Source organism: Stieleria neptunia, from assembly GCF_007754155.1.
Taxonomy (GTDB): Bacteria; Planctomycetota; Planctomycetia; order Pirellulales; family Pirellulaceae; genus Stieleria; species Stieleria neptunia.
Window position 1 is genome coordinate 2,593,415 of the sequence record NZ_CP037423.1, and the last position, 21,628, is coordinate 2,615,042.

General features: G+C 60.0%; 11 protein-coding genes. 6 read left to right on the plus strand and 5 right to left on the minus strand.

Translation table 11 applies throughout. From position 1 onward, the window contains the following. Positions 1 to 52: 52 nt before the first annotated feature. Entirely contained in the window at positions 53 to 3,178 is a 3,126-nt protein-coding gene (locus tag Enr13x_RS09080; protein ID WP_145385710.1) for a serine/threonine-protein kinase, read from the minus strand. A gap of 243 nt (positions 3,179 to 3,421) precedes the next feature. Here Enr13x_RS09080 and glgA point away from each other — a divergent pair, with 243 nt between their 5' ends. From glgA to Enr13x_RS09095, 3 genes are all read left to right on the plus strand, one after another. Next, positions 3,422 to 4,924, plus strand: coding sequence for a glycogen synthase GlgA (gene glgA, locus Enr13x_RS09085; RefSeq protein ID WP_145385711.1), 1,503 nt, complete (start codon positions 3,422 to 3,424; stop codon positions 4,922 to 4,924). 211 nt (positions 4,925 to 5,135) lie between these two features. Continuing rightward, positions 5,136 to 6,542 carry a galactose-1-phosphate uridylyltransferase gene (locus Enr13x_RS09090; RefSeq protein WP_145385712.1) on the plus strand — a complete coding sequence of 469 codons (1,407 nt, stop codon included), beginning with the start codon at positions 5,136 to 5,138 and terminating at the stop codon, positions 6,540 to 6,542. Positions 6,543 to 7,253: 711 nt separating this feature from the next. Further along, positions 7,254 to 9,419 carry an alpha-amylase/4-alpha-glucanotransferase domain-containing protein gene (locus Enr13x_RS09095; protein ID WP_145385713.1) on the plus strand — a complete coding sequence of 722 codons (2,166 nt, stop codon included), beginning with the start codon at positions 7,254 to 7,256 and terminating at the stop codon, positions 9,417 to 9,419. A 179-nt stretch (positions 9,420 to 9,598) separates the two neighbouring features. Here Enr13x_RS09095 and Enr13x_RS09100 read toward each other — a convergent pair whose 3' ends face one another. Continuing rightward, positions 9,599 to 10,879 (minus strand): radical SAM protein, encoded by a 1,281-nt coding sequence (locus Enr13x_RS09100; RefSeq protein ID WP_197455886.1) that lies wholly within the window; start codon positions 10,877 to 10,879, stop codon positions 9,599 to 9,601. Positions 10,880 to 10,926: 47 nt separating this feature from the next. Next, the gene (locus tag Enr13x_RS09105) at positions 10,927 to 12,165 is read right to left on the minus strand and encodes an amidohydrolase family protein (protein ID WP_231744174.1); all 1,239 of its coding nucleotides are present in this window, start codon (positions 12,163 to 12,165) and stop codon (positions 10,927 to 10,929) included. A gap of 25 nt (positions 12,166 to 12,190) precedes the next feature. Between Enr13x_RS09105 and Enr13x_RS09110 the strand changes: the two genes are divergently transcribed. Further along, positions 12,191 to 12,811, plus strand: a complete 621-nt coding sequence (locus Enr13x_RS09110) for a DNA-3-methyladenine glycosylase (RefSeq protein ID WP_145385715.1) — start codon at positions 12,191 to 12,193, stop codon at positions 12,809 to 12,811. Between the two features lie 67 nt (positions 12,812 to 12,878). Here the strand turns inward: Enr13x_RS09110 and Enr13x_RS09115 are convergent, their stop codons facing one another. After that, positions 12,879 to 15,839 carry a PVC-type heme-binding CxxCH protein gene (locus Enr13x_RS09115; RefSeq protein ID WP_145385717.1) on the minus strand — a complete coding sequence of 987 codons (2,961 nt, stop codon included), beginning with the start codon at positions 15,837 to 15,839 and terminating at the stop codon, positions 12,879 to 12,881. Positions 15,840 to 16,090: 251 nt separating this feature from the next. On the opposite strand from Enr13x_RS09115, the gene Enr13x_RS09120 reads away from it, so the two are divergent. Both Enr13x_RS09120 and Enr13x_RS09125 read left to right on the plus strand, forming a co-directional pair. After that, complete coding sequence (locus tag Enr13x_RS09120) at positions 16,091 to 16,279, plus strand: hypothetical protein (protein WP_145385719.1); 189 nt, start codon at positions 16,091 to 16,093, stop codon at positions 16,277 to 16,279. Between the two features lie 22 nt (positions 16,280 to 16,301). Then, complete coding sequence (locus Enr13x_RS09125; protein WP_145385721.1) at positions 16,302 to 18,359, plus strand: DUF4132 domain-containing protein; 2,058 nt, start codon at positions 16,302 to 16,304, stop codon at positions 18,357 to 18,359. 156 nt (positions 18,360 to 18,515) lie between these two features. Here the strand turns inward: Enr13x_RS09125 and Enr13x_RS09130 are convergent, their stop codons facing one another. Further along, positions 18,516 to 21,443: a PVC-type heme-binding CxxCH protein gene (locus Enr13x_RS09130; RefSeq protein ID WP_145385723.1), complete on the minus strand. Its 2,928-nt coding sequence runs from the start codon at positions 21,441 to 21,443 to the stop codon at positions 18,516 to 18,518. Positions 21,444 to 21,628: the final 185 nt, after the last annotated feature.

The window sequence follows — 21,628 nt, forward strand, 5'->3', positions numbered from 1 at the left end:
CAGCACTCTGCGTTCCTTGCAGGCACGGATCGCAAGCTGGAAGCTTACGCCACTAGGGGCTGGCGAGTTGGAATTCCGCCGGCAGTTCGTACTTGTCTTTCGCGGCATCGCGGGTCGTGATCAGAATCTCGGTTTCCTCGGGCGGTTTCCCCTTCGGATGCACGACCCAAACGAGCGATTGTTTTTCATCGCTCGGACCCGTCGCCGTCTTGTCGGGATTGGCGCCCAAGACCAGGTCGGTCAGCACCTTTCGCAGCGGTTGTTCATCGCGTTGGAAGTTGCGGATCTGTTGGTTTTGGGTGATCCCATTTTTCTCCAGATCGGCGCCGATGATCCGGACGCCCGGCATCGTGGACCCGGCCGGCAGGGATTGTTTGAATTCATCGACGACGGCATCGACGGCGAACTGCAGGGAAAGTTGCAGGAACGAAACCGACATCGGGCGATCCAGCAATTCGTCCACCGTCAGCGGGTCTGCGGTCGGGGTTTGGGCCAGGCTTTCTTGTCCGGGTTCGGTGTTCATGGCCAGGAATGTGGCCAACGCGACTTGGGTTCCGGCATCGGTGGGCAGGTAAGTCGATGCGACGACCGTTTCGCCCAGAATCGTGCTGCGTGTTTGTTCATTGACGAATCGCAACATCAGCGGCAAGCGGGTGGCCAACAAGCGCCACGAGGGGTCGGGCACCGAATTCAAAATGAAGTTGTCGGCCCAATCGGGCCACGTTTGGGCGGTTTGTTTGAGTGACTTCAGCAGCGTCGCCGCGGTCGCGCCGCCACTGGGCAGTTCGCGCAATTCCAGATACAGCGCACCGTCCTGTGCCGACGCGGCGAAGGAGAACGCGGCGACATCGGGGATCAGCCAGCGTTTCAGAGGGTCTCTGAATTCCGGCAACGACGATGCCAACATCTCGCGGCCGTCGGCGAACAGAAAGTTGGGGGTGACCAGGGCGACCAGATCACTGTCGACACTCGTTTGATTCCACAGGGTTTGCATGCTGCGGACCAACGGAATCGAAGCGCCTTCGGTTTCGGCGACCTCGCGAATGCGATCCAGCGAGGCGATGGCGAACCGTTGGACCTTGCCATCTTCGGGCGGTTTCCCTTTTTCGCCGCCGCCGACGAAATACGCATCCCCGTCCAGGTCTTCGCCGGCGTAGAGGATCACGCCCTTGTCGGTGCGGGATTTCAAGGCTTGCCATTTTTCGCTCAAGCCGTCCAATTCGACCGGTGCAACCAAGTCGATCGCCAAGGCGACTTCGGGCCACCCCTGCTGGCCGGGGAACAGGGCAGCGGTACAGCGCTGGATTTGGTCCCGCGTCACGCCGGCACGCTGTTCGATCATGGCGATCAACGGTGACAGCTCGGCATCGAAGGTCGTCGTCAACGTTTGCGCATCAGGGCTGGCCGTGACCCGCGCCAGGGGAATCGAAACGATCACCGCCGGCCCGGGTGGCAAAAGCTCCAACGAGGGCGGTGGGGAATCGGCGGCATAGGGTGGCACCCAAAGCAAGCGATCGCTGTCGACAATTTCATAGCCATTGACGAGCGTCGGCTCGTCGCTGGGCACTTCGCGTCTTGACTCACGGACTTCTGGGACGCGGTTGACGATCGAGGGATTGGGCCGCGGTCGGGCGGGCGGTTTGACGGGGCCGCGTCCGCGCAGCACGATGGCCAGCCCCACCATCATCAGCGGCACGATCATCATGCCGGCCAGGATCGGAATCCGATTCTTCTTGCGCTTGCGTCGCTTCCGTCTCGGGGGCGTCGCCGGCTGGTCGGTTGCCGACTCCGTTGTCGCAGGCGCCTGCTCGGTGGGGGCTTTCTCGGTGGGGGCTCGATCCGCAGGTGCTCCCGCTGCCGGTGCGGGCGCTGCTGCTGCGGGCGCTAACGGCGGCTGATCGCGCGGCGGCTGGGGCTCGATCGCCGGAGGCTGGGGAGGAGTCGGGGCGGGGGCTGCTTGCGTCGGCGCTTCGACCGGCGGAGAGGACGGGGCTTCGACCGGCGGAGCGGACGGGGCTTCGACCGGCGGCGGCGAGGCCACGTCGGCCGGTGGAGCCGAGGGTGTCTTCCGAGGTTTCGGTTTCGGTTGGCGGGTGGGTTTCGGTTGGCTGTCGAGCAGCTCACCGGCTCGCGCGAGCGCTTCGGCCATCGCTCCGGCGGATCCGAATCGGGCGGCGGGGTCTTTTGCCATCGCGTAGGCGAGCACGCGCAGCAGCGGATTTCCGGCGGCACCTTGTTCGACCGCCTCGATCAGTTCCGGTGGCAGCACTTCGTTGTGGGCGGCGAACAAGTCTCGGTCGTCGTCGCCGGAAAAGGCGGGGCGTCCCAGCAGCAACGAGAACAGCAAGCATCCCAACGAATAGACATCCGACGCCGGGGTCGGCATGGCGGCCGGATCGGCCAGCTCGGGTGCGGCGTAGAGCGCAGGCGGCTCAATGCGTTCGATCCAACTGGTGGAAAGGTCACCGCGCGGCGATCGGGCGGGGGAGGAGGGGTCGCGGAGCAGGATCGCGCGCCCCTTGGGCGTCACCCAGACGTGGTCGGCGGCCACGGCCCCGTGTGCCATCACCCATCCGGAGTCGAGTGGTTGGTGCAGCGTTTGGAGTGCGTTGGCGAGATCGACGCCGATGCGAATGGTCTTGCGGGGGCTGAGGGGTGGCTTGGATTGCAGCACGGTCAGCAGCGAGGTGCCGTCGGGGAGCGGCGCAAAAATCTCGACGGTTTGCTCGGCGTTTCCCGCTTGGGCGCCGCCGGACAATTCGATCGCCTGCAGCGATTCCGCTTGGATTTCGCTATGCACGGCCAGCCAGCCGCGTCGCGTTTCATCCAGACTGGCCAGGGGGACGCGGAGCAGGAATCCGTACCGCGGGACCGGTGCGGATTCGGTCACCGGCGTTTGGACGGGAATCCAGTGAGAGAACGGCGCGGTCGGCGCGTCGCTGGTCATCACGAACGAACCGACTCGCAGCGTCGCAGCTTGCGGTTGAAGCAACTCGTCGGCCTGGAACTTGGTCAGAACGCCGCTGCGGACCAGAAAGGCTGCCAGCGGTTTGGCGTCCTCGCCCGTCGATTTGTCCGGCGACTGTTCGAACGCGGCCGAGTACCGTTGGCAACTCCCCGCATCGGCGAGCCCGGATTGGACCAAACGAGACCAGAATTCGCTCTGTGCGATCGACATGCAGGCAACACAACTACTGATTTGGACGAGAAGACCAGATTACAACTGTTTACCTGAAAGTTTAGCTGATGCGGGGGAATTCTGGCGTCTTGGCCCCCCGCGCTTTGCGGCTCGACCGTTAATTGCGACCAATAATTCCACACGGGTGGGTGGGAACGCTGTAAATCCTTGGCCCGTTGAATTAACTTCGGCCGTGACCCGCATCTGTCGGGTGACGTCCGGCTCCGACTCAGGTACCAAGTTTTGAATATTGTCTACGTAACTTCCGAAGCAGTACCGTTGGCGAAAACGGGCGGGCTGGCCGACGTCTGCGGCACGCTGCCCCGCGAAGTCGCCGCGTTGGGACATCGCTGTGCCGTGATTCTGCCGGCGTTTCGCAGTGTTTACCGGGCCGGTCTCAAGATCGACACGACCGATATCAGTTTTGCCATCCCGATGTCGCCCGGAAAGCTGGTGGGGGGAAGGCTGTTGCGGTGTCTGCTGCCGGACAGCAACGTGGTGGTTTGGCTGATCGACCAGCCCCAGTACTTCGACCGCGAATCACTCTACGGGGACGAACTCGGCGATTATCGGGACAATGCCGAACGCTTCACCTTCTTTTGCCGCGCCGCGCTGGCCGCCCTGTCGCGGATCGAGATGGACGTCGATGTGCTGCATTGCAACGACTGGCAATCCGGATTGATCCCCGCGTTGCTGCAGGCATCCCCGAAAGCCTTCGGGACGCTCGGCAAGGCCGCGACCTTGATGACCATTCACAACATGGCCTACCAGGGGCAGTTTCATCGTGACGCGTTCGGCTGGACGGGCTTGGATTGGAAACACTTCACCCACGAGTCCTTTGAGTACTACGGACAGCTCAACTTTCTGAAAACCGGAATCGTCAGCGCGGACCATGTCACCACCGTCAGTCCGCGTTATGCGATGGAGATCTGTACGCCCCAGCACGGCTGTGGTCTGGATGGCGTGCTTGCGTCAAAGGGTGGGCGAGTGACCGGCATCACCAATGGGATCGATGAGACCGTTTGGAATCCGGCGACCGATGTTCACCTGAGCGCAAATTACGACGCCAACAACTGGCCCTCGGGAAAAGTCGCCAACAAGCGTTCGCTGCAGCTCGAATTCGGGCTCGAAGAATCAGCCGACGTGCCGATGATCGGGTTGGTGGGGCGTTTAGCCGAACAGAAAGGATGGGATTTGATTCTGCCGGTGATTCGGCAACATGTTCAAGAAGGCCGACCGACGCAATGGATGATACTCGGCAGCGGTGACAAACAGATCGAAGCCGAGTTGACCGCGTTGGCGGCACAGGCGCCCCAGCAGGTCGCCGCACACATCGGCTTTCACGACGCCTTGGCGCACCGGATTGAAGCCGGTGCGGATCTGTTTGTGATGCCCAGTCACTACGAGCCTTGTGGACTGAATCAACTGTACAGTCTCCGTTACGGAACGATACCCATTGTTACCGCGACGGGCGGGTTGGCCGATACGGTGGTCGACACGACTTCCGAAACCTTGTCCAACGAAACGGCGACCGGATTCCAACTGCGCGAGGTTTCCCCGCGCGGACTGGACGAAGCGATCGGTCGAGCCTTGAAATTGCGATATCACGATCAAAAAATTTGGAATAATTTGGTGCAGCGGGCGATGGACGCTGACTGGTCTTGGAGGAAAAGTGCATACCAGTATGTAGAGCTTTACGACAACGCAGTTTCCCTTAAGAGGGGCAAGCCTCTCGTGCCAAAATGAGGGCCGGCAGACGATTTTATTTTTTTGGCCAGAGAAGACTGGAAATTGCTCAGAAATTGGTAGAGTGAGGAAAGTCGGGTCCGCAAACAGCACTCCCAATCTGGATGACTTGGGACGGCTCAAGTGGACGAGAGGCTGATGGACAGACAAAGGGTGGCAGCACCCGTGTTCAGGCATCCTCACCAATCCCAACCTACCCCTGCTGCGACGCATGTCTTCCGATTCTGAGCCACAACCGCAAATCGTCTCGGCAGAATCAAATCTGCCCCATCAAGTCAGCGAAGCGGTCTCAGAATATCAAGCGAAGCCGGTGACCATCGACACCGACACGCGTCTGGCTTCGGCCGGCGAGACCGAAGCGATGTGGCCGGGACGACCGGCACGGCGTTCGGTCATGCGTTCACTCAAACGCTCCGATGCCGATACCAAAAGCCGTCAAGAAGCGGCTGCCTATCGGGGCAGCAGCGCGACCTCACACACGCGGCGCGACTTGCTGACCGGCGACTGGACGATTTTTGCGCCCAAACGCGATCTCCGTCCCAACGATTACGAATCGACCAAGCAGGCGATCGCTGCGGAGCACCCGGCGGTCCAACTTCCCGCCGTCCAGGTCCCGGCGGTCGATGAAGCCTGTCCATTTTGTGTCGGTGCGGAGAACCGCACCCCCGAAGCGGTCTGGTCGGCCAAATTGGGCGACCAGGGAACGACGCCCCTGGATAGCGCGGCGACCCGCTTTGCCGGACCGGTGGTCGAGGTCGTTCCGGGGGAACAGCAGAACTGGGACGTGCGTGTCGTGCCCAACAAGTTCCCGGCGGTCAGCCCCTGCGATGCCGAGAAAGGTGACCACGGCGATCGACACAACCTGTTTCCGATCAGCGATGTGGTCGGTGGCCACGAAGTGGTGGTCGAATCCTCGCTGCACGCCGAGTCGATCACGCAGTATGACCCTGCCCTGGTCTACATGACATTGCTGGCCTTTCGCGACCGGATTCGTCATTGGCGACAGGTCCGTGGGATCAACTACATCAGCGTGTTTAAGAATTGCGGACCCGAGGCCGGCGCATCGCTGCGACACAGCCATAGCCAGCTGATCGCCACCAGCCTGATGCCGCACCATGTCCGCACCACGTTGCTCCGCTGCGAGCACCATCGGGCACGGACCGGATGCACGCTCGCCTGCGATTTGTTGCGGGCCGAATTGGCCGAACGCAGTCGGGTGATCGACCGGACCGATTCGTTTGTCGCATTCTGCCCGTTCTCCAGCCGCTTCGGCGGCATGATTCGCATGACGTCCCTGGAACATCAGCCCCACTTTGATCAGATGACCGAGACGTCCCTGGACCAGTTGTCCAGTTTCCTGTGGCGTGTGCTCTGCTGGGTCAACGAAGCGTTCCCGGGCAAAGCCTTCAATTACCTGCTGCACACCTGCCCTCCCGGGTGCCAACAGCCCGAAGCCTTTCAGTGGTCGCTCGATGTCTTTCCCCGGTTGAACAAGACCGCCGGATTCGAATGGAGCTGTGACTGCATGATCAATTCACTGCTGCCGGAATCCGCCGCGCTGCGTTACCGCGAGATCGCCAGACGGCATGATCCGCGAAACGTTCTGCTGACGCGGTGACGCATTTTCCAATGTGTCTCTCGAGGGCTCGCGCCCCATGCCATCTACTTTGGCTCTTAGGGTGTGAGCGGAACGGCGCGAGCGGGCTGTCGATTGAGTCGGGATCTGCTGAGACACTGGTGAGCCGCTGGCCGTCAGGCCTCGGGCAGCGTCGCAGTGCCCGGCCGCTTACGCGTCGCGGCTCACAAATTCGACGGCCCGCGAGCCGTCCGGTCGCGCTTCAAAAAAAACGTGAAAGACCGGAGGGCTCGCGCCCTGCCGCTAACATAAACCACCTGCTTGATGCCAAAGTAAGTGGCATTGACTGAGGCCCCCCACATCAATTCTTCCGCTGTCGAGCCACTGCAAGGGCGCGCACAGTCACCTACACCACCCAGACGGCTGGTATGCCCGGGCGGTGGGGCAACAATCGCTGTGAAAATTTGCCGATTCTGACTGTTGTTAGCCCCTACGGTCATGCCGATAGAAGCGGTGGGTCGCCGTTAACGATTAGGGGAAGAAGTCCAAACTGGGAAACCTTTTGCTTCAGCGCCTGGTCGATTTCGTGCAACCGGACGGATCGGTCCGGGCTGGCCATTCGGAAACGTCCACTCGTTTCATACAATTCGCTCAGTAATCACGTCCGGCAAACCGGTTGACTCCTCACACGGTGCGACAACGCACGGTGTCGTCGATCGTTGCTACCAATTCACGACTTTAACTCCTGCGAACATGTCTGCTCACGTTCATCTTTGCTTGGTTTTGCACAATCATCAGCCGATCGGAAACTTTGACGGCGTGTTTGAGCAGGCATACCAAGATAGCTATCGACCGTTTTTGGATGTCTTTGAGCCCTACGACAAGTTGCAGATTTCGCTGCACACGTCGGGACCGCTGATGATGTGGCTGGCCGAGCGACATCCGGAGTATCTCGATCGGTTGCGGCTGTTGGTCGAAGCGGGACGGATCGAGATCGTCGGTGGTCCGCAATACGAGCCGATTTTGACGATGCTGCCTTCGCGGGATCGGATCGGCCAAATCGAAGCGTACGGACGATGGCTGGAACGGCATTTGGGCAGCACGCCGGCCGGGATGTGGACGCCGGAGCGGGTTTGGGAATCGACGCTGACGCGTGACGTCGCCGATGCCGGTATCCGCTACACCGTGCTGGATGATTATCACTTCCGCGCCGCGGGCGTTGATGAGAATCAATTGACCGGTTACTTCATCACCGAAGACGACGGGCGACTGCTACGCATTTTTCCCGGTTCGGAACATCTGCGTTACACGATCCCGTTTCAGCCGGTCCAGGCAACGATCGATTATTGTCGCAGCGTGGCCGAGCGAGCCCCCGGCGCGGTGCTGACGTTTGGCGATGACGGCGAGAAATTTGGCACCTGGCCCGACACCAAAGTGCACGTCTACGAGAGGGGCTGGTTGAAATCGCTGTTCAACGCCCTAACAGAAAACGCCTCGTGGTTGCACAGCGTCGCGCTGGGCGAAGCGATCAACCGCACCGCACCGGTGGGGAAAATCTATCTGCCCGATTGCAGCTATCGCGAGATGACCGAGTGGTCGTTGCCGACCGAGTCACAGATCATGCTCGATGACGTGACCCACACACTGGATGCCCACGAACGTTGGGATGATCTCAAAACGTTTGTCCGCGGCGGGTATTGGCGGAACTTCAAATCGAAGTACGAAGAAACCAACGAGATGTACGCGCGGATGATGCACGTCAGTCGCCGTCTGGCCGATGCCGAATCGGCCGGCATCGATGCCGGGCAATTGGCGGTGATTCGCGATCATCTCTACCGCGGCCAGTGCAATTGCCCTTACTGGCACGGAGCGTTTGGTGGGATCTATCTGCCGCACCTCCGCAACGCCGTCTATCAACACCTGATCACGGCCGACAATCTGCTCAGCAAACTGACCGGCGAGCTATCCGGTGCCGTCCAGGCGACCGCCGACGATTACGACTTTGATGGGCTGCAGGAAGTCCGCTTGAGCAACGACAAGCTGTGTGTCTGGGTCGCGCCGGGGCGCGGCGGTCGAATCTATGAATTGGATGTGCGTGAGATCAGCCACAATCTGCTCGCAACGCTGCAGCGCCGTTCGGAAAGCTATCACCAGAAAGTGCTTGCCGGTCCGAACGTCGATGGCGAAAACGTCGCCAGTATCCACGACCGCGTGGTGTTCAAACAAGCCGATCTGGACCAGCGGTTGCAATACGATCGCTACCCGCGAAAGAGTTTGATGGACCACTTCTATGACGTCGACACGGATCTGGAATCGGTCGCCCGCGGCGAAGCGATGGAACGCGGCGATTTCGTTGAACTTCCGTTTGAGGCGAAACTGCGTCGGGGTTCCGACCGCGTCCAAGTCCAGATGCGCCGCGAAGGCAACGCCTGGGGGATCCCGATCGTGCTGACCAAAGCCGTCACGATGGTCAGCGGAAGCGATGCGTTGGAGATCACCTACCTGCTGGAAAACCTGCCGCAAGATCGGGATCTGCATTTCGCGATCGAGATGAATTTTGCCGGGCTGCCTTCCGGTGCCGACGATCGCTACTTCAGCGACCAAGACGGCCAGCAGCTCGGGCAACTCGGCGAGAAGCTGGATTTGGAACACGCCTCACAGTTATCGCTTTCGGATCGCTGGCTGGGGATCGACGTGTCGATGAAGCTGGATCGCCCCAGCGGCATCTGGGCCTTCCCCGTCGAAACGGTCAGCCAGAGTGAAGCGGGGTTTGAACTGGTGCATCAAAGCGTCTGCGTGCAGCCGCACTGGTTGGTCCGTGGTGACGCCGAAGGCCGCTGGCACGCCAAGATCGAACTGGCCGCAAGCTGCGAATCCCACGCCGAAACGGTCAACGAAGAGCAGGTGATTCAGCTGTAGGGCATGCGGTGCATGCCAATCGTCACGCACACAGTGGGGTAAGCATCCTGCTTGCCACCCTTACCGGCGAAGCCGGTGGATCGCGAGGCGGAGCCTCCAAGACAGTGTGTTCCCAGGCGGAGCCTGGGAACAAGTGTTGAGGTGCATGCTAATCGTCACGCACAGCGTGACCTACCTTTTTACTGCAGCACCGGCAACTCACTCTTGGACGGCTCGTTATCCGGGGCATCTTTGTCCGGGTCACGATACTTCGCGGCGTCGAAGTGCCGTGCGTAGGTTCCGAAATCGTTGAAGGCGTACTTCTTGGCCCAGCGATAAACAAAGCTCCGTTCGGGAATCTCATCACCGGGTTGGAACTGGCTCCGCCGCGGCGTGACGTTTTTCAGTTCCTCGATCACCGCGCCCCGAGCGGTCGTGTCGCGGGCACCATGCTTTTCGGCCAACTCGACCAGTAGGTCGGGGCGTTCCATGATCACGCAGCCGCGTGTGTGCTCGGCCGTCAGCGATCGGAACTCCTTCAAGAACTGTGACTGATTGAACGTTTCGGCCAACGGACGATCATCGTGGATCGATTCGGTGGCCAGCTGGATCACCGGACAGGGTTCGAGGTCGCCCCAGGGGCCGACGTGGTGGGTGAACCCGGTCGCGGCCGGACACAGAGCGTTTCCGGCGTCATCGTGATAGGCGTCGATGACGATGATCGGCTTGGTCGCGCGGGTGTCCACGACGAACTGTCGCACGCGCCGTTGCTGGTCACTGTTGAGCGCCAGCTGGGCATTGGATTCCGGACCGACCGGTCGATAGATGTGGAACCAGCAATACATCACCCCCATCTCGATCAAGCGATCGACCCAGGCGTCGTTGACAAGGTCATCGATGTTGGACTTGCAAACGCTCGTGCACACGCCGACCAACAGGTTGTGCTTCAGTGCAGTCTTCAGCCCTTCCATCGTTTGATTCAAGACGCCGGCACGACCCCGTCGCTCGTCGCTGATGATCTCCGATCCTTCGACGCTGATCAGCGGTGTGACGTTGCCCAGCCGTTTTAATTCCGCCGCCACCTCGTCGGTAATGAAGTGACCGTTGGTGAACACTTGAAAATAGACGTCGCGATTCTGTTCAAAGATTTTTAGCAGATCCTTGTGCATGAAGGGCTCACCCCCCAAGATGCCGAAGAAACTGTTGCCCATCGCCTTGGCTTGCCGAATCGTCTCGTTCGCCGCATCCAGTTCGATCCGCTGTTGTTTGGCGGCCACGTCGACCCAACAACCCTGACAGCGCAGATTGCAGCTGTTGATCACCGACAGATACAGAAACGGCGGAAAGAACTCGCCGCGTTTCAGCCGCCGCTTGTGCTTGTGCACACTCCAAAGTCCCTTCACTCCAAGCGTCCACGCCGCTTTGGCAAGCAATCGCTTGTCGGTTTCGAAAAGGAATCGCGAAGCCAAACGAAGATACATAAAGCAACAAACCGAACTTGGAACTTGGAACTTGAAACTTGGAACTATTATGCCCGCCCGGGCAGGTCCGTGCACGACAAATCCCCGGCTGCGAAATCCCGCCACACCTGATTCAGGCGTTTGGCGGTCGTGGGAACCAAAACCAGCGGCTGGTGACGGATCCGCCCGGGTTGGATTCTCCCAAATTGAGATCCGGCGCCTAGCAAGGCATCCGATCCGGCCAGTGTCGCCATTTCCAGCACCGCCTGCGGATCGAGATCCGGCCGATGATCGAGCAGAAATTGCACTTCTTTCCAGACGCTTAGGTCGGGGTTGCTGGCCCGCGAATCCGTACCGATGGCGACTCGGATCCCCGCGTCGAGCAGTTTTTGGACGCCGTGACGGGGGTGAGAGAAAAAGTGGTGCGTTCGCGGGCAGTAGACAACGGTCAGTTGGGGGTGCCGAGAGATTCGCTCGATTTCATCGTCTTGAAGATCATTGCCGTGGATCAATAACGCTCTGGGCGCTTCGGCGATCCAGCCGATCAGATCCATCAGCGGCTGCGCGCCGGGCCAGGGAAACAGCCCCTCGGGCCACAGGCCGGCCCCGCGGAGGGCGTCGGCAAACGGCCCGCTGCCCCGTCGCAGTAGCGGGCGCTCGTCGGGCGACTCGGCAACATGCATCGCCAATGCGGCACCGGACGGCTTGGCCAAATCGACGCAGCGGCGAATCAATTCAGGCGGCGTCGAATAGGGCGCGTGGGGGCTGACGCCGAAGTCAATCGACGGGTTTGCCGCCAATGTCTCTGCGTGTGCCTGGGCGGATTGAAATCGCTCGCGACCTCGGTTGTCACTCAAACCCAGCACTTCGGCAAACGAGACGATGCGGGCGCCCGCGTCGCTCGGATAGGTGCAGGGTGTGGTCGCGATGTCCCCGATCAATCCCACGCCGGCGGCGACCGATTCGGCGATCCCCGCGCGGATGTTGGCCTGACGCTCCTCAGCCGTTGCCACTCCGCGGGCAGCGATGACGCTGCCGATCCACTCGGCCAATGCGATTCCGGGGCGGCCGATCGGAGTCTGGCAATCCGAAAACTCTAAGTGCGTGTGCGCATTGACCATTCGGGGAAGCACCGCCACCTCGCCCAGATCCACGACATCTTGGCTTCGGTAGTCGCCATCGCGCAGCGCCCCGATCTCCACGATTCGGTCCTCGACCACACGCAAAAATCCACCATTGATCGGCGGTCGGCAGATGGGGAAAATCCAACCCGCGGTATAGATTGTTTCACGGCCTGTCGAATTCACAGCGTCATTTCATCGAATGTCTTGAATGGTCCAACGTCTCTCGCCACCGACCCGGTTGCTTTCCGATCGCCTCGACGCAGCGTTCTACGGCCGGCCGACGGCGGTCGTGGCGCGAGAATTGATCGGCAAAGCACTGCTTCATCACGTCGATGGTCAATGGCTGGGCGGCTGGATCGTCGAGACAGAAGCGTATCTGGACCACGGCGATCCGGCCAGTCACTCGGCGCGAGGAAAAACGGCCAGCAATGCGTCGATGTTTTCCGATCCCGGGACGCTGTACGTTTATCCGATCCATGCGAAACACTGTTTGAACGCGGTCACCCAACCGGCCGACCAGGGGGCCGCGGTCTTGATCCGAGCCATCGAACCGGTTTGGGGCCTCGATGTCATGCGTCGCCACCGCGGCTATGACGACGTCCGCCGATTGACTCGCGGCCCGGCGATGTTGTGCCAGGCGTTGCAAATCGATCGCAGCGACGACGGCCGATGTCTGGTCCGCGACGAACGGTTGGGCGTGTTCACCGATTCGTCTCAGCGCGCCCCGGTCATCCGAGCGACCAAGCGGATCGGGATCAGCAAAGCCCAACACCGCAATCTGCGATTCGTCGATGTGAACTCCGAATACCTGAGCCGCCAAGTGGGATAGGCTTCCAGGCTCGTCATTTCAGCATTGACGAGCCTGGAAGCCTATCCCACTGATTTTCCGTGTGTTGCTAACGGTCCTTCAAATACGCCAACAAGTCAGCCATCTGTTGGGGCGAAATGTCTTTCTCGATGCCTTCGGGCATCAACGACACGTCACTGGCTTTCATTTGGTCAATCTCGGCCCTGCCGATCGTCTTGGTTTTACCCTCGGCCATCTTCAAGATCACCGCTTCGCTGGTTTCCGATTCGATCAGTCCCGTGAACACCGAGCCCTCGGCCGTCAGAATCGAATACGACGTGAAACGCGGTTCGACCTTGGCGTTGGGATCCAGAATGTCGTACAGCAGCGCCGGTTTGGAGCGATTGCGGACGTCGGTCAAATCGGGACCCGTCTCATGGCCTTCGCCGCTGATTCGGTGACAACTGGCGCAGACCCGCGTGAAGACCTGTTTGCCGTGGGCGGCATCGGCCGTCATCGCCAGCGCGCCCTCGTAATCCTTGGCCACTTTCTGGCGGTTCGGCGAAACCACTCCGCCAAACAATTTCGTCGCTTGATCCCGCAATGCTTCATCGGCGTGCTTGAGCAATCGCACGCGTTGATCGATGCCGAGCGCCGAGGGGTTCATCTTTCCCTCGCTCATCGCATCAAGCGTCAGGCGTGTGGATTCGGTCCGACGCAGTAAAAACGCGATGGCCGTGCCGCGGACCGACGGCCCGAGTTGTGTCCATCGATCCAAAACAATTTGCGCCGCCCCGGCCGAACCGTTTCGTTGCAACGCCTCCAGACAGGCCGATTGGATTTGCACCGGTTGCCCGCTGGAGAGCAACTCGGCAAACGTTCTGGCGGCGGCATCAAAGGGTTGATAGGCCATCAGTTCGATGGCCGCGACACGATCCGCAACAGCCTGTTCGGGATCCACCGCAATTTCTCCGCTGCGATCAAACACCGCTTTCAATTCGACGATTGAATCGCCCAATTCGGCAGGCGGCTTCGCAATCAAATTCGGCAATGTCATCCGCCCTCGATCGCCACGATAACGCGGCAGCCCGTCCCCGATCCCGGCGATCGCCGCGGCACGCCACCAGTTTTCGCTACCGTCCCTGCCGAGTGATTCAAACACGGACCGCAGTTCCGACCAATTACCGCGGGCGCCGACGACTGCGGCGAGTCTTCGGACCAAATCCAACGTGCCGGCGTCACCCGAGCGGGGAAAGGAATCGTCATCCATCAGCCCGACAAGCACTGCACCGGATCGCTGCTTGAGCGACGTTAGCAATCCGTCGGCAAAGGCGCTGTCGTGTCCGTCGCGTCGCGCCAGTTGAGTCAACGCCGAGGTGGCTTGCTCAGACTCGTCGTCCGCGAGCGACAAGGCGACTTGGAAACGGACTTGTTGACTGGAGTCGCCGGCGAGCGAGATCAGCCTGTCGTGAACGGCGTCGACATCGATCATGCCGCCAGCCAATTTCGCCGCTGCGACGCGGCAATGCACGTTCGTGTCGGAACACATCTGCAGGACGTCGGATGGTTTGATCGCCGACAATCCGTCCAGCGTCCAGAGGGCGTGCAAACGTGTCGTCGGCGCCTCAGACGCAAGCAGTTTTCGCAGACTCGCCGCCTGGCCGGTCGCCTGTTGTTCGACCAACAATCGTTGACCGAGGAACTGTCGCCATCCGTTGTCGTCGGCGAGCAAGGCAACACAATCGGCGTCTGACTCCGGCGCGGTGAATGGCCGCGCGGCCGATCCGCTGGGGACGATTCGATAAATCCGTCCGCGATCGTCACCGGCCCGCCAGTCCAGCTTCGCGGCAATTTCCGGCGGCAGAAATTTTGGGTGTTCCACCCACAAGCGATACATGTCTGCCAGGTACAGCGCCCCGTCGGGACCGGTGGCCAGGCTGGACGGCCGGAACCAGGTGTCGGCCGAAGCGACAAAATCGCTTTTCGGTTGCGCACGCTTTGCCGTGAATTTCAGCGAGTCGGTGTCGACGATCGATCGTGTCACCAAGTGGCCGATCGGTTCGCAAACCAACACGCTGTTGCGAAACGTTTCGTCGCCCAGGTCACCCGTGTACGCGGTCGTGCCGCAGGCCGACGTGTGGGTTCCCGCGTGGGACAGATAGTTGCTCTTCATCGCGACCAGCGGGAAGACGTGTGATTGTCCGCCGGACGGAGCGACGTCGTAGTACGGGGCGCTGACGATGTGAAACGGGTTTCGCGCCATGACGTTTGGCGCCAGAAAGGTCGTGATGATCGGGTTGCGGTTGGTGCAATAAAACCGATGCCCCCAACGGTCGACGGTGTTGCCGAACTGTCCCATCCCGCTGTCGGCTTCAAATTCCATCGTCTGGGGATGGAAGCGAAAATCCTTGCGCGGCAGCGCCACGGCCGAATCCGGATCGGTTGCCGAAGTGATTTTGCCGGGACCGTAATTCAAGTACACCCAGTTATCGATTCCCCAGCGTGGGTTGCCGATTTGCATTTGCGGATGCGCGGGGGTGAATCCGTCAAAGACGGTTTCGCGGACGTCCGCGACGTGATCGCCGTCGGTATCCTTCAGATACAGCACCTTCGTCTTGGCACCGACCAGCAAGCCTCCCTGGTAGGCCATCATGCTGTGGGCGAAATCCAGTTTGTCGGCAAAAACGTGTCTGCGGTCGGCAATACCGTCACCGTCACTGTCTTCCAACATCACGATTTTTGAAAGCGGATCGCCGCCGTCTTCGGGGCCGATCGGATAGTCGCCGTATTCAACGACGTACATGTCCCCGTGGCGGTCGAAACAGATCGCAACGGGATCGCGAACGAGCGGCTCGGCCGCGAATAGAGAAATTTCATAGCCCGGTTCGATTCGGATCGCGCTGAGCGAATCGGCCGGCGATTTCGGCGGCGCGGTTTCCTGTTCGACCCAATGCCGACCGCCCCGATTACTCTCGATCGCCTCCAGCGCAGATTTCGCCTTGTCCTGTTCGGCCGATTGAAGCGACGACGCAAACACGACCAGGCCAACCATCATCACAAAACGCATCATTTACCACTTGAGTCAGAAAACAAATAAACCATGTCACCGCACGCGTTGGTGTTTAGCCTTTAGGCGATTCCCGGTCGCTGCTTCGCAGCGACAGTCAGCGGCTGAAGCCTGCACACCAACACTCATGCCCGCGCAATTCTCCCTCTGATTTATTATTCTACTAACCACCGTTGTCTGGATGTTCCCAAGCCGCGGAAAAGGATTCAGGTACCAAAAATGCGAAGCACCCCTCGGACCATTTGGGTAGGACGTTGAGCACACTCGAGAAAGTCATCTTGTCATTGCAGGTCAGCGGCCCAACAAGCGACCGTGTTGCTGCTGCAAAACAATCCGCCTCGCAGATTTCCGATCCAGACCTGATCTCGATCTCCGAATTCTTGATCCAAACCGGAAGGCAAGTTTTGGAGAAGAACAAAGAGAGCGGCGACGCCGGCCCCTGATGTGCCGCCTCTGCCGCCTGCGATGCACATCACAGCGAGCGCGTTTGGTGCCGGCGAAGCGACCGCCGCCGATCTGCGAGAGACCTGGCGAACGGCACGTATGGGCGGAGAACCGTTGCAAAACGCGACCGACGTGGATGAAGGTGCGGTGCGAATTCGAAAGCATGCGGAACCACGGGAAGCGGAATACGATGCCGCCTTGAACGACTTCATCGATGAAACCGTCTCAACTGCCCTGTTTCACAAGTCGGACGATACCGACGACGCGATTCGAATGGCGGGACGCATTCGTTCTTACCCTGGTATCGCGCGTCTGATGCGATTGCTTGACGCCCTGGGGAAAAAGAGACTGTCACGATGGAATCGACAAAAGCGTAACGAGGTGACCAAGGCGCCGGTGCTCCTTCGGCAACTGATCAGGTACTCCATGCCGGGCTACGGAGAGACCTGGGAACAGTTTGATTCGATCGTCAAACAGGCGCTGAAGGAAAAGCGGCTGGATGAACAGAGATTGCTGGAACTCGCCCTCGCTGCGCCGCAATGGGCCCAGTGGATCGGGCGATCGATGTCACGAACCGGGCTTCTCGAGGCGGTCGAATGGTTGCTTCATCAAGCGGGTGAAGATTGGATTTACACGCCCGCGCTCTTCGTCTGGCACAATTTCAATCGGGGCGGCAGCGATTCGTTTCCGACGATGGAACAAATCGCTGAGTCGCCGGACGAAGCGTATAAGCCCTGGCTGAAACTCAGATCCAACCACTCGGATGTCGATTTGGAATCGGACGCCTGCGTCGATACCCAATGGTTCGAGCGAGCATCGCGAAAAATAAGTGCTGCACACTGGCTGGAACTGGAAGCGTGCTTGCCCGCCATCGCGACGCCGCAACGCGTCACACAGATTCGCACGATTACCGAAGCACTACGGGGCGATACGGATCGGCAAACGCTTCGCAAGCGGATTGAGACGGAGATGAATGGGATCGATGTTCAGGCACTCTCCCTGATTCCCGTGGCCATCGGTGATCAGCGTGAAAGCGATCTGGCGGAGCGAATGAGGATCTTGCAGGAACACCGCCGCGCGGCCAATCGACTCAAAGCGAGCAAACGCGACCAGGCGATCAGCGCAAATCAACAGGCGCGAGCGACACTCGCACTGCGAGCCGGGATGGACGACCCCGAACGACTGGAATGGTTCGCCATGATCGATATTCAAGATCGCATCGACGCCGTCTCACCGGTCGAAATCGATGACACCCTCATGAAGTTGGTCGTCCAGGCCAACGGCAAGCCGATCATCGAAGTCACCAAGTCCGGTAAATCGCAGAAATCGATTCCTGCCAAACTTGGGAAGAAGCCGGAAGTGCAGAAGCTAAAAAAACTGCAAAAGGAATTGCAAACTCAAAGCCGACAGGTGGTGCGGTCTCTCGAACAAGCGATGGTGACGGGAGCAACCTTCGACGCCGCTGAACTGCAACGGTTGCTGCAAAACGGACTGATCGGTACGCCACTGCGATCGTTGTTGTTGATGCACGGGCAACAGATCGGATTGCCGCGATGGGACGACGATTGTCTCGTGCTGGTCGACGTGGACGGAACCCAATTTCCAATGAATAGCGATCTTCAGTTCCGAATTGCGCATGTCTCGGATCTTGCCCATGCCGGCAGTCTGAAAGCGTGGCGAGACGCTTTCGCCGATCGGGTCCAAGCGATCCGGCAAGTGGATCGTGAGCTGTTTCAGCCGACGACAGCCGAATTGGCGTCCCAAAAACCATCGATCACGCGTTTCGCCGACTATCCACTTCGCGAAGACCAAACCCACGCGATCTTGCTGAAAATGAATTGGCGCTCCGATCGGTACGAAACCCCGTACACGTACGCCCAACATCATCCGCGTTCCGGCGTCACCAGTGTCGCCGAACTCGATTTCCCGCCCGGTGATGGAGATCGCGTCTGCATCAAGGAGGTTTGGTTTGCCGATCCGCAGGAAGCCGCGCTTTTCTTGAAGGACGTCGATCGTCGCGTGATGAGCGAGACGATTCGCCAAATCAATCAGATCGCAACCTCGGCGGAGAGCGATTGAATCGAACCAGAATGCGTCGTCTTGATTCGCGTGGTTGCCGGTTACGGAAGAGTCAGTGGGTCAAAAAATTTAGTGGTCAAAACATGAAGTCATCAAGACAGAAGAAAGTCTCTCTCCAGAGGCTCCATCTTTTGACCAACCCATCTTTTGACCAACTCAATCCAGTTCGACCTGAGTCGGATGCATCAAATAACCGATCAGATCGCGGATTTGCTCTTCGGACAGTGTCGTCAGCAACCCATCGGGCATCGGTGAGAGTGTCGTTTCCTTGACGTTTTCGATCGAATCGATGGGGATGGTTTCCTGGCGGGATTGGGTTTGAATCACCATCGTTTTGTCGTTTTGGGAGACCACCAAACCGTTCAAGACGCGTCCGTCATCGGTCAACACGATGGTCATCCGGTGATCTTTGCCGACCACCGCGCTGGGGTCGAGAATATTTTCCAACAGGTAATCCAAACTGGATCGTTGGGCGCCGGTCAGGTCGGGACCGATCTTCTCTCCGTCACCAAACAGCATGTGGCATTGCGAGCATGTCTTCTTGAACAACGCACGTCCGGCCGATAGATTCGCGCCCGCCAGAACATCGCCAGAAAGCATTGTCTTCACGGCAGCGATTTTCTCGCGTCGTTCCGCCGGCGACTCGCGCAAGGCGCCCCAGGACTCGGTCAGTTTCTCACGCAAGCCATCGTCACCGAGCCCCAGGATCTGGCGGGCGTGAAAGGCGGTGATGTCGCTGCGCGGAATCGGATCTCGATCGGCATCAATGCGATCGAGCAATGCCGCGGCAAAACTCGGGCGGGAAACCAAGATCTCGACCAACCCGGGGCGGTCATTGACGTGGAACCGCCGATACATCTTGGCCAGTTTTTCGCCGACGGCGGGATCGTCGAACCGCGACAAACCTTGGGCGGCCGTCGCGTTCAATTCGCGCTGATCCAGCAACGATTCACAGATCTCGCGCAAGTCGTCCGGCCGCGCACCGATCAAACTCTCTAGCGCCGATTGCCGTGTCTGGAGCGAAACTTTGGATGACATCGCAAGCTCCCGCAATTCGTCGATTGCTCGGCCGTCACCGAACAGCAGGTTCAACTCGCGAACGGTGTTGGGATTGGCTTTCGCCGCTCGGCTTTGGACGATGCTTGGCCAGGTCTCTGGCATGGGGACTTTCAGCCAGCCGCGATAGGCTTCCGCCATACCGTCCAGAACGCTCGCCTGCAACGCCGCCGGCATCTTCAGCGAGGCGGTCAACAACTCGTCGAGTGGCGCGGGCGTTGTTTCGACCCGCGTCGCCAATCCCCGTGTGATCCAACGTAGCGTGTCGGGCCATCGACAGTTCACCGCGACCCGTGCCAAGGCCGCGGGGTCTTGGTCGACCAGCGGCATCAAACCGAACCAGACCATCATCGGCAAATCACGGTCCTCGGCGAATCGCGGTTGGGCGACCAGTTCGCTGGCAATCATGGCTCGCTCTCGGACCGGCAAACGCTGCAACGTCGACGCCAAGGTCAGGTGGACCAAACCGGAAGGGTCCTGCTGCGCAGATCGTTTCAACGCCGCCAGCGTCTCCGGATCGTCGGGATAAGTGGCATCGCGTTGCGGTCCCAAAAACGTGTCCAGCGGCCAGTGGTCGGTCAGCAGGCGAATCGCCCAGACACGGACGTGTTCGTCGGGATCGTGGAGCAGACTGCGCAACTGCTCGGGCGTCGTTCTGCCCGCTTGGTAATCACGCCAAAGCTGGGGCAATTCGCCGTCACCGGCCAAGCAAGCCGGTTTGGTGAAACGGCGAGTCGGTTTGTTGCCGGCGTCATAGCTGATCTTGTAAACACGTCCGCTGGTTCGGTGCACGCCGGTGTGATCGTGGCATTCACCGGTGTCACTCCAGTCGAGCACGTAGACATCGCCGTCGGGGCCGACGCTGATTTCGATGCCGCGGAAGAACGGATCTTTGGAAATCAAAAAATCGGGTTCGTGACTGGCCGTGTACCCGGCGCCGTGACGCTTGAGTGTTTCGACGTTTGCCCGCAAGCCGTGCATGTTCAACGTGAACAACTTGTCGCGGTACTGCTGCGGCCAACGGTCGGATTGATAGATCATCATCCCGATGTGGGCATGACCGCCGCCGAGATCATCGGCCGCTCCGTCGCGGCTTTTCGTCCACGAACCCGAGCGATCGTAGTGGTAGTGATCGGCGATCATGTCCATCCGCTCGAACACCAACGGGTTCGGGCTCTCGCCGAACGACTCGATGAAGTGGGCGCCGGGGATGCTATGCCAGAGGTGGCCGATCACGGTGTTGATAAAAAACAGTTCGCCGTTGGCGTCCCAGTCCGAACCCCAGGGGTTGACCGTGCCGTGGTTCAGCACCTCGACGGTCTTTCGCTGCGGGTGATAACGCCACATGCCGCCATCGATCGGAATCCGGCGATCATCCGGCGTGCCGGGAACCCCCAGGTTTCCGGGACAGGAATGGCCACAGCGTCCGTACAGCCAACCGTCGGGGCCCCAGCGGAGTCCGTTGGCGAAGTTGTGGTAGTTGCTTTTTGAGACCGTGAAGCCGTCCAAGACCACTTCGGGCGATCCGTCGGGGACATCGTCGCCATCAGCGTCGGGGATAAACAGTAACTGCGGCGGACACATCAGCCAGACGCCGCCACGACCGAGTTCGACACTGGTCAACATCTGCACGTTGTCGGTGAACACCTTGCGCGATTCCGCGTGCCCGTCGCCGTCGCGGTCATCCAAAATGATCACCCGATCTCGCAACGACAGATCAAAGTGCTGGGTGCGATCAGAGTAGGTGTAGTTTTCCGCGACCCACATGCGGCCGTGATCGTCCCAGGCCATCGCGATCGGATTTCGCACCTCCGGTTCGCTGGCGTAAACGGTCGCCCGGAACCCGTCGGGCAGCGTCATCGTTGCGGCGGCTTCGGCCGCGGGCATCGGGCTGGCGTCGGAGCTTGCCTCGTTGTTGAACACGGTCGGGAAATCATCGGCCTGGCAGCAGCTGAGCCAGCCGACGACAAGCAGCGAAGCGACGGAGGGGACAAAGTTCGTGGGGGCGAAGGAGCACCGGGGATTCACGTCGCAGATCTCGATTGAATGACGGAAGGAAACGCGGGTTGATCTGCCCAACACTATACCAGCACGACGCGACCCCAATGCATGCTACTTTGCCGCCAAGCGGGGCGTTTTTGTTAGCGGTAGGGCGCGAGCCCTCCGGTATGTCCGGCTGAAACCGGACGGCTTGCGGACTGTCGATTGAGTCG

Excerpts from the sequence above, each read along its gene's own strand:
- Enr13x_RS09080 (WP_145385710.1), bottom strand. The coding sequence starts at position 3,178 with ATGTCGATCGCACAGAGCGAATTCTGGTCTCGTTTGGTCCAATCCGGG.
- Enr13x_RS09090 (WP_145385712.1), top strand. The coding sequence starts at position 5,136 with ATGTCTTCCGATTCTGAGCCACAACCGCAAATCGTCTCGGCAGAATCA.
- Enr13x_RS09095 (WP_145385713.1), top strand. The coding sequence starts at position 7,254 with ATGTCTGCTCACGTTCATCTTTGCTTGGTTTTGCACAATCATCAGCCG.
- Enr13x_RS09100 (WP_197455886.1), bottom strand. The coding sequence starts at position 10,879 with ATGTATCTTCGTTTGGCTTCGCGATTCCTTTTCGAAACCGACAAGCGA.
- Enr13x_RS09110 (WP_145385715.1), top strand. The coding sequence starts at position 12,191 with ATGGTCCAACGTCTCTCGCCACCGACCCGGTTGCTTTCCGATCGCCTC.
- Enr13x_RS09115 (WP_145385717.1), bottom strand. The coding sequence starts at position 15,839 with ATGATGCGTTTTGTGATGATGGTTGGCCTGGTCGTGTTTGCGTCGTCG.
- Enr13x_RS09125 (WP_145385721.1), top strand. The coding sequence starts at position 16,302 with ATGCACATCACAGCGAGCGCGTTTGGTGCCGGCGAAGCGACCGCCGCC.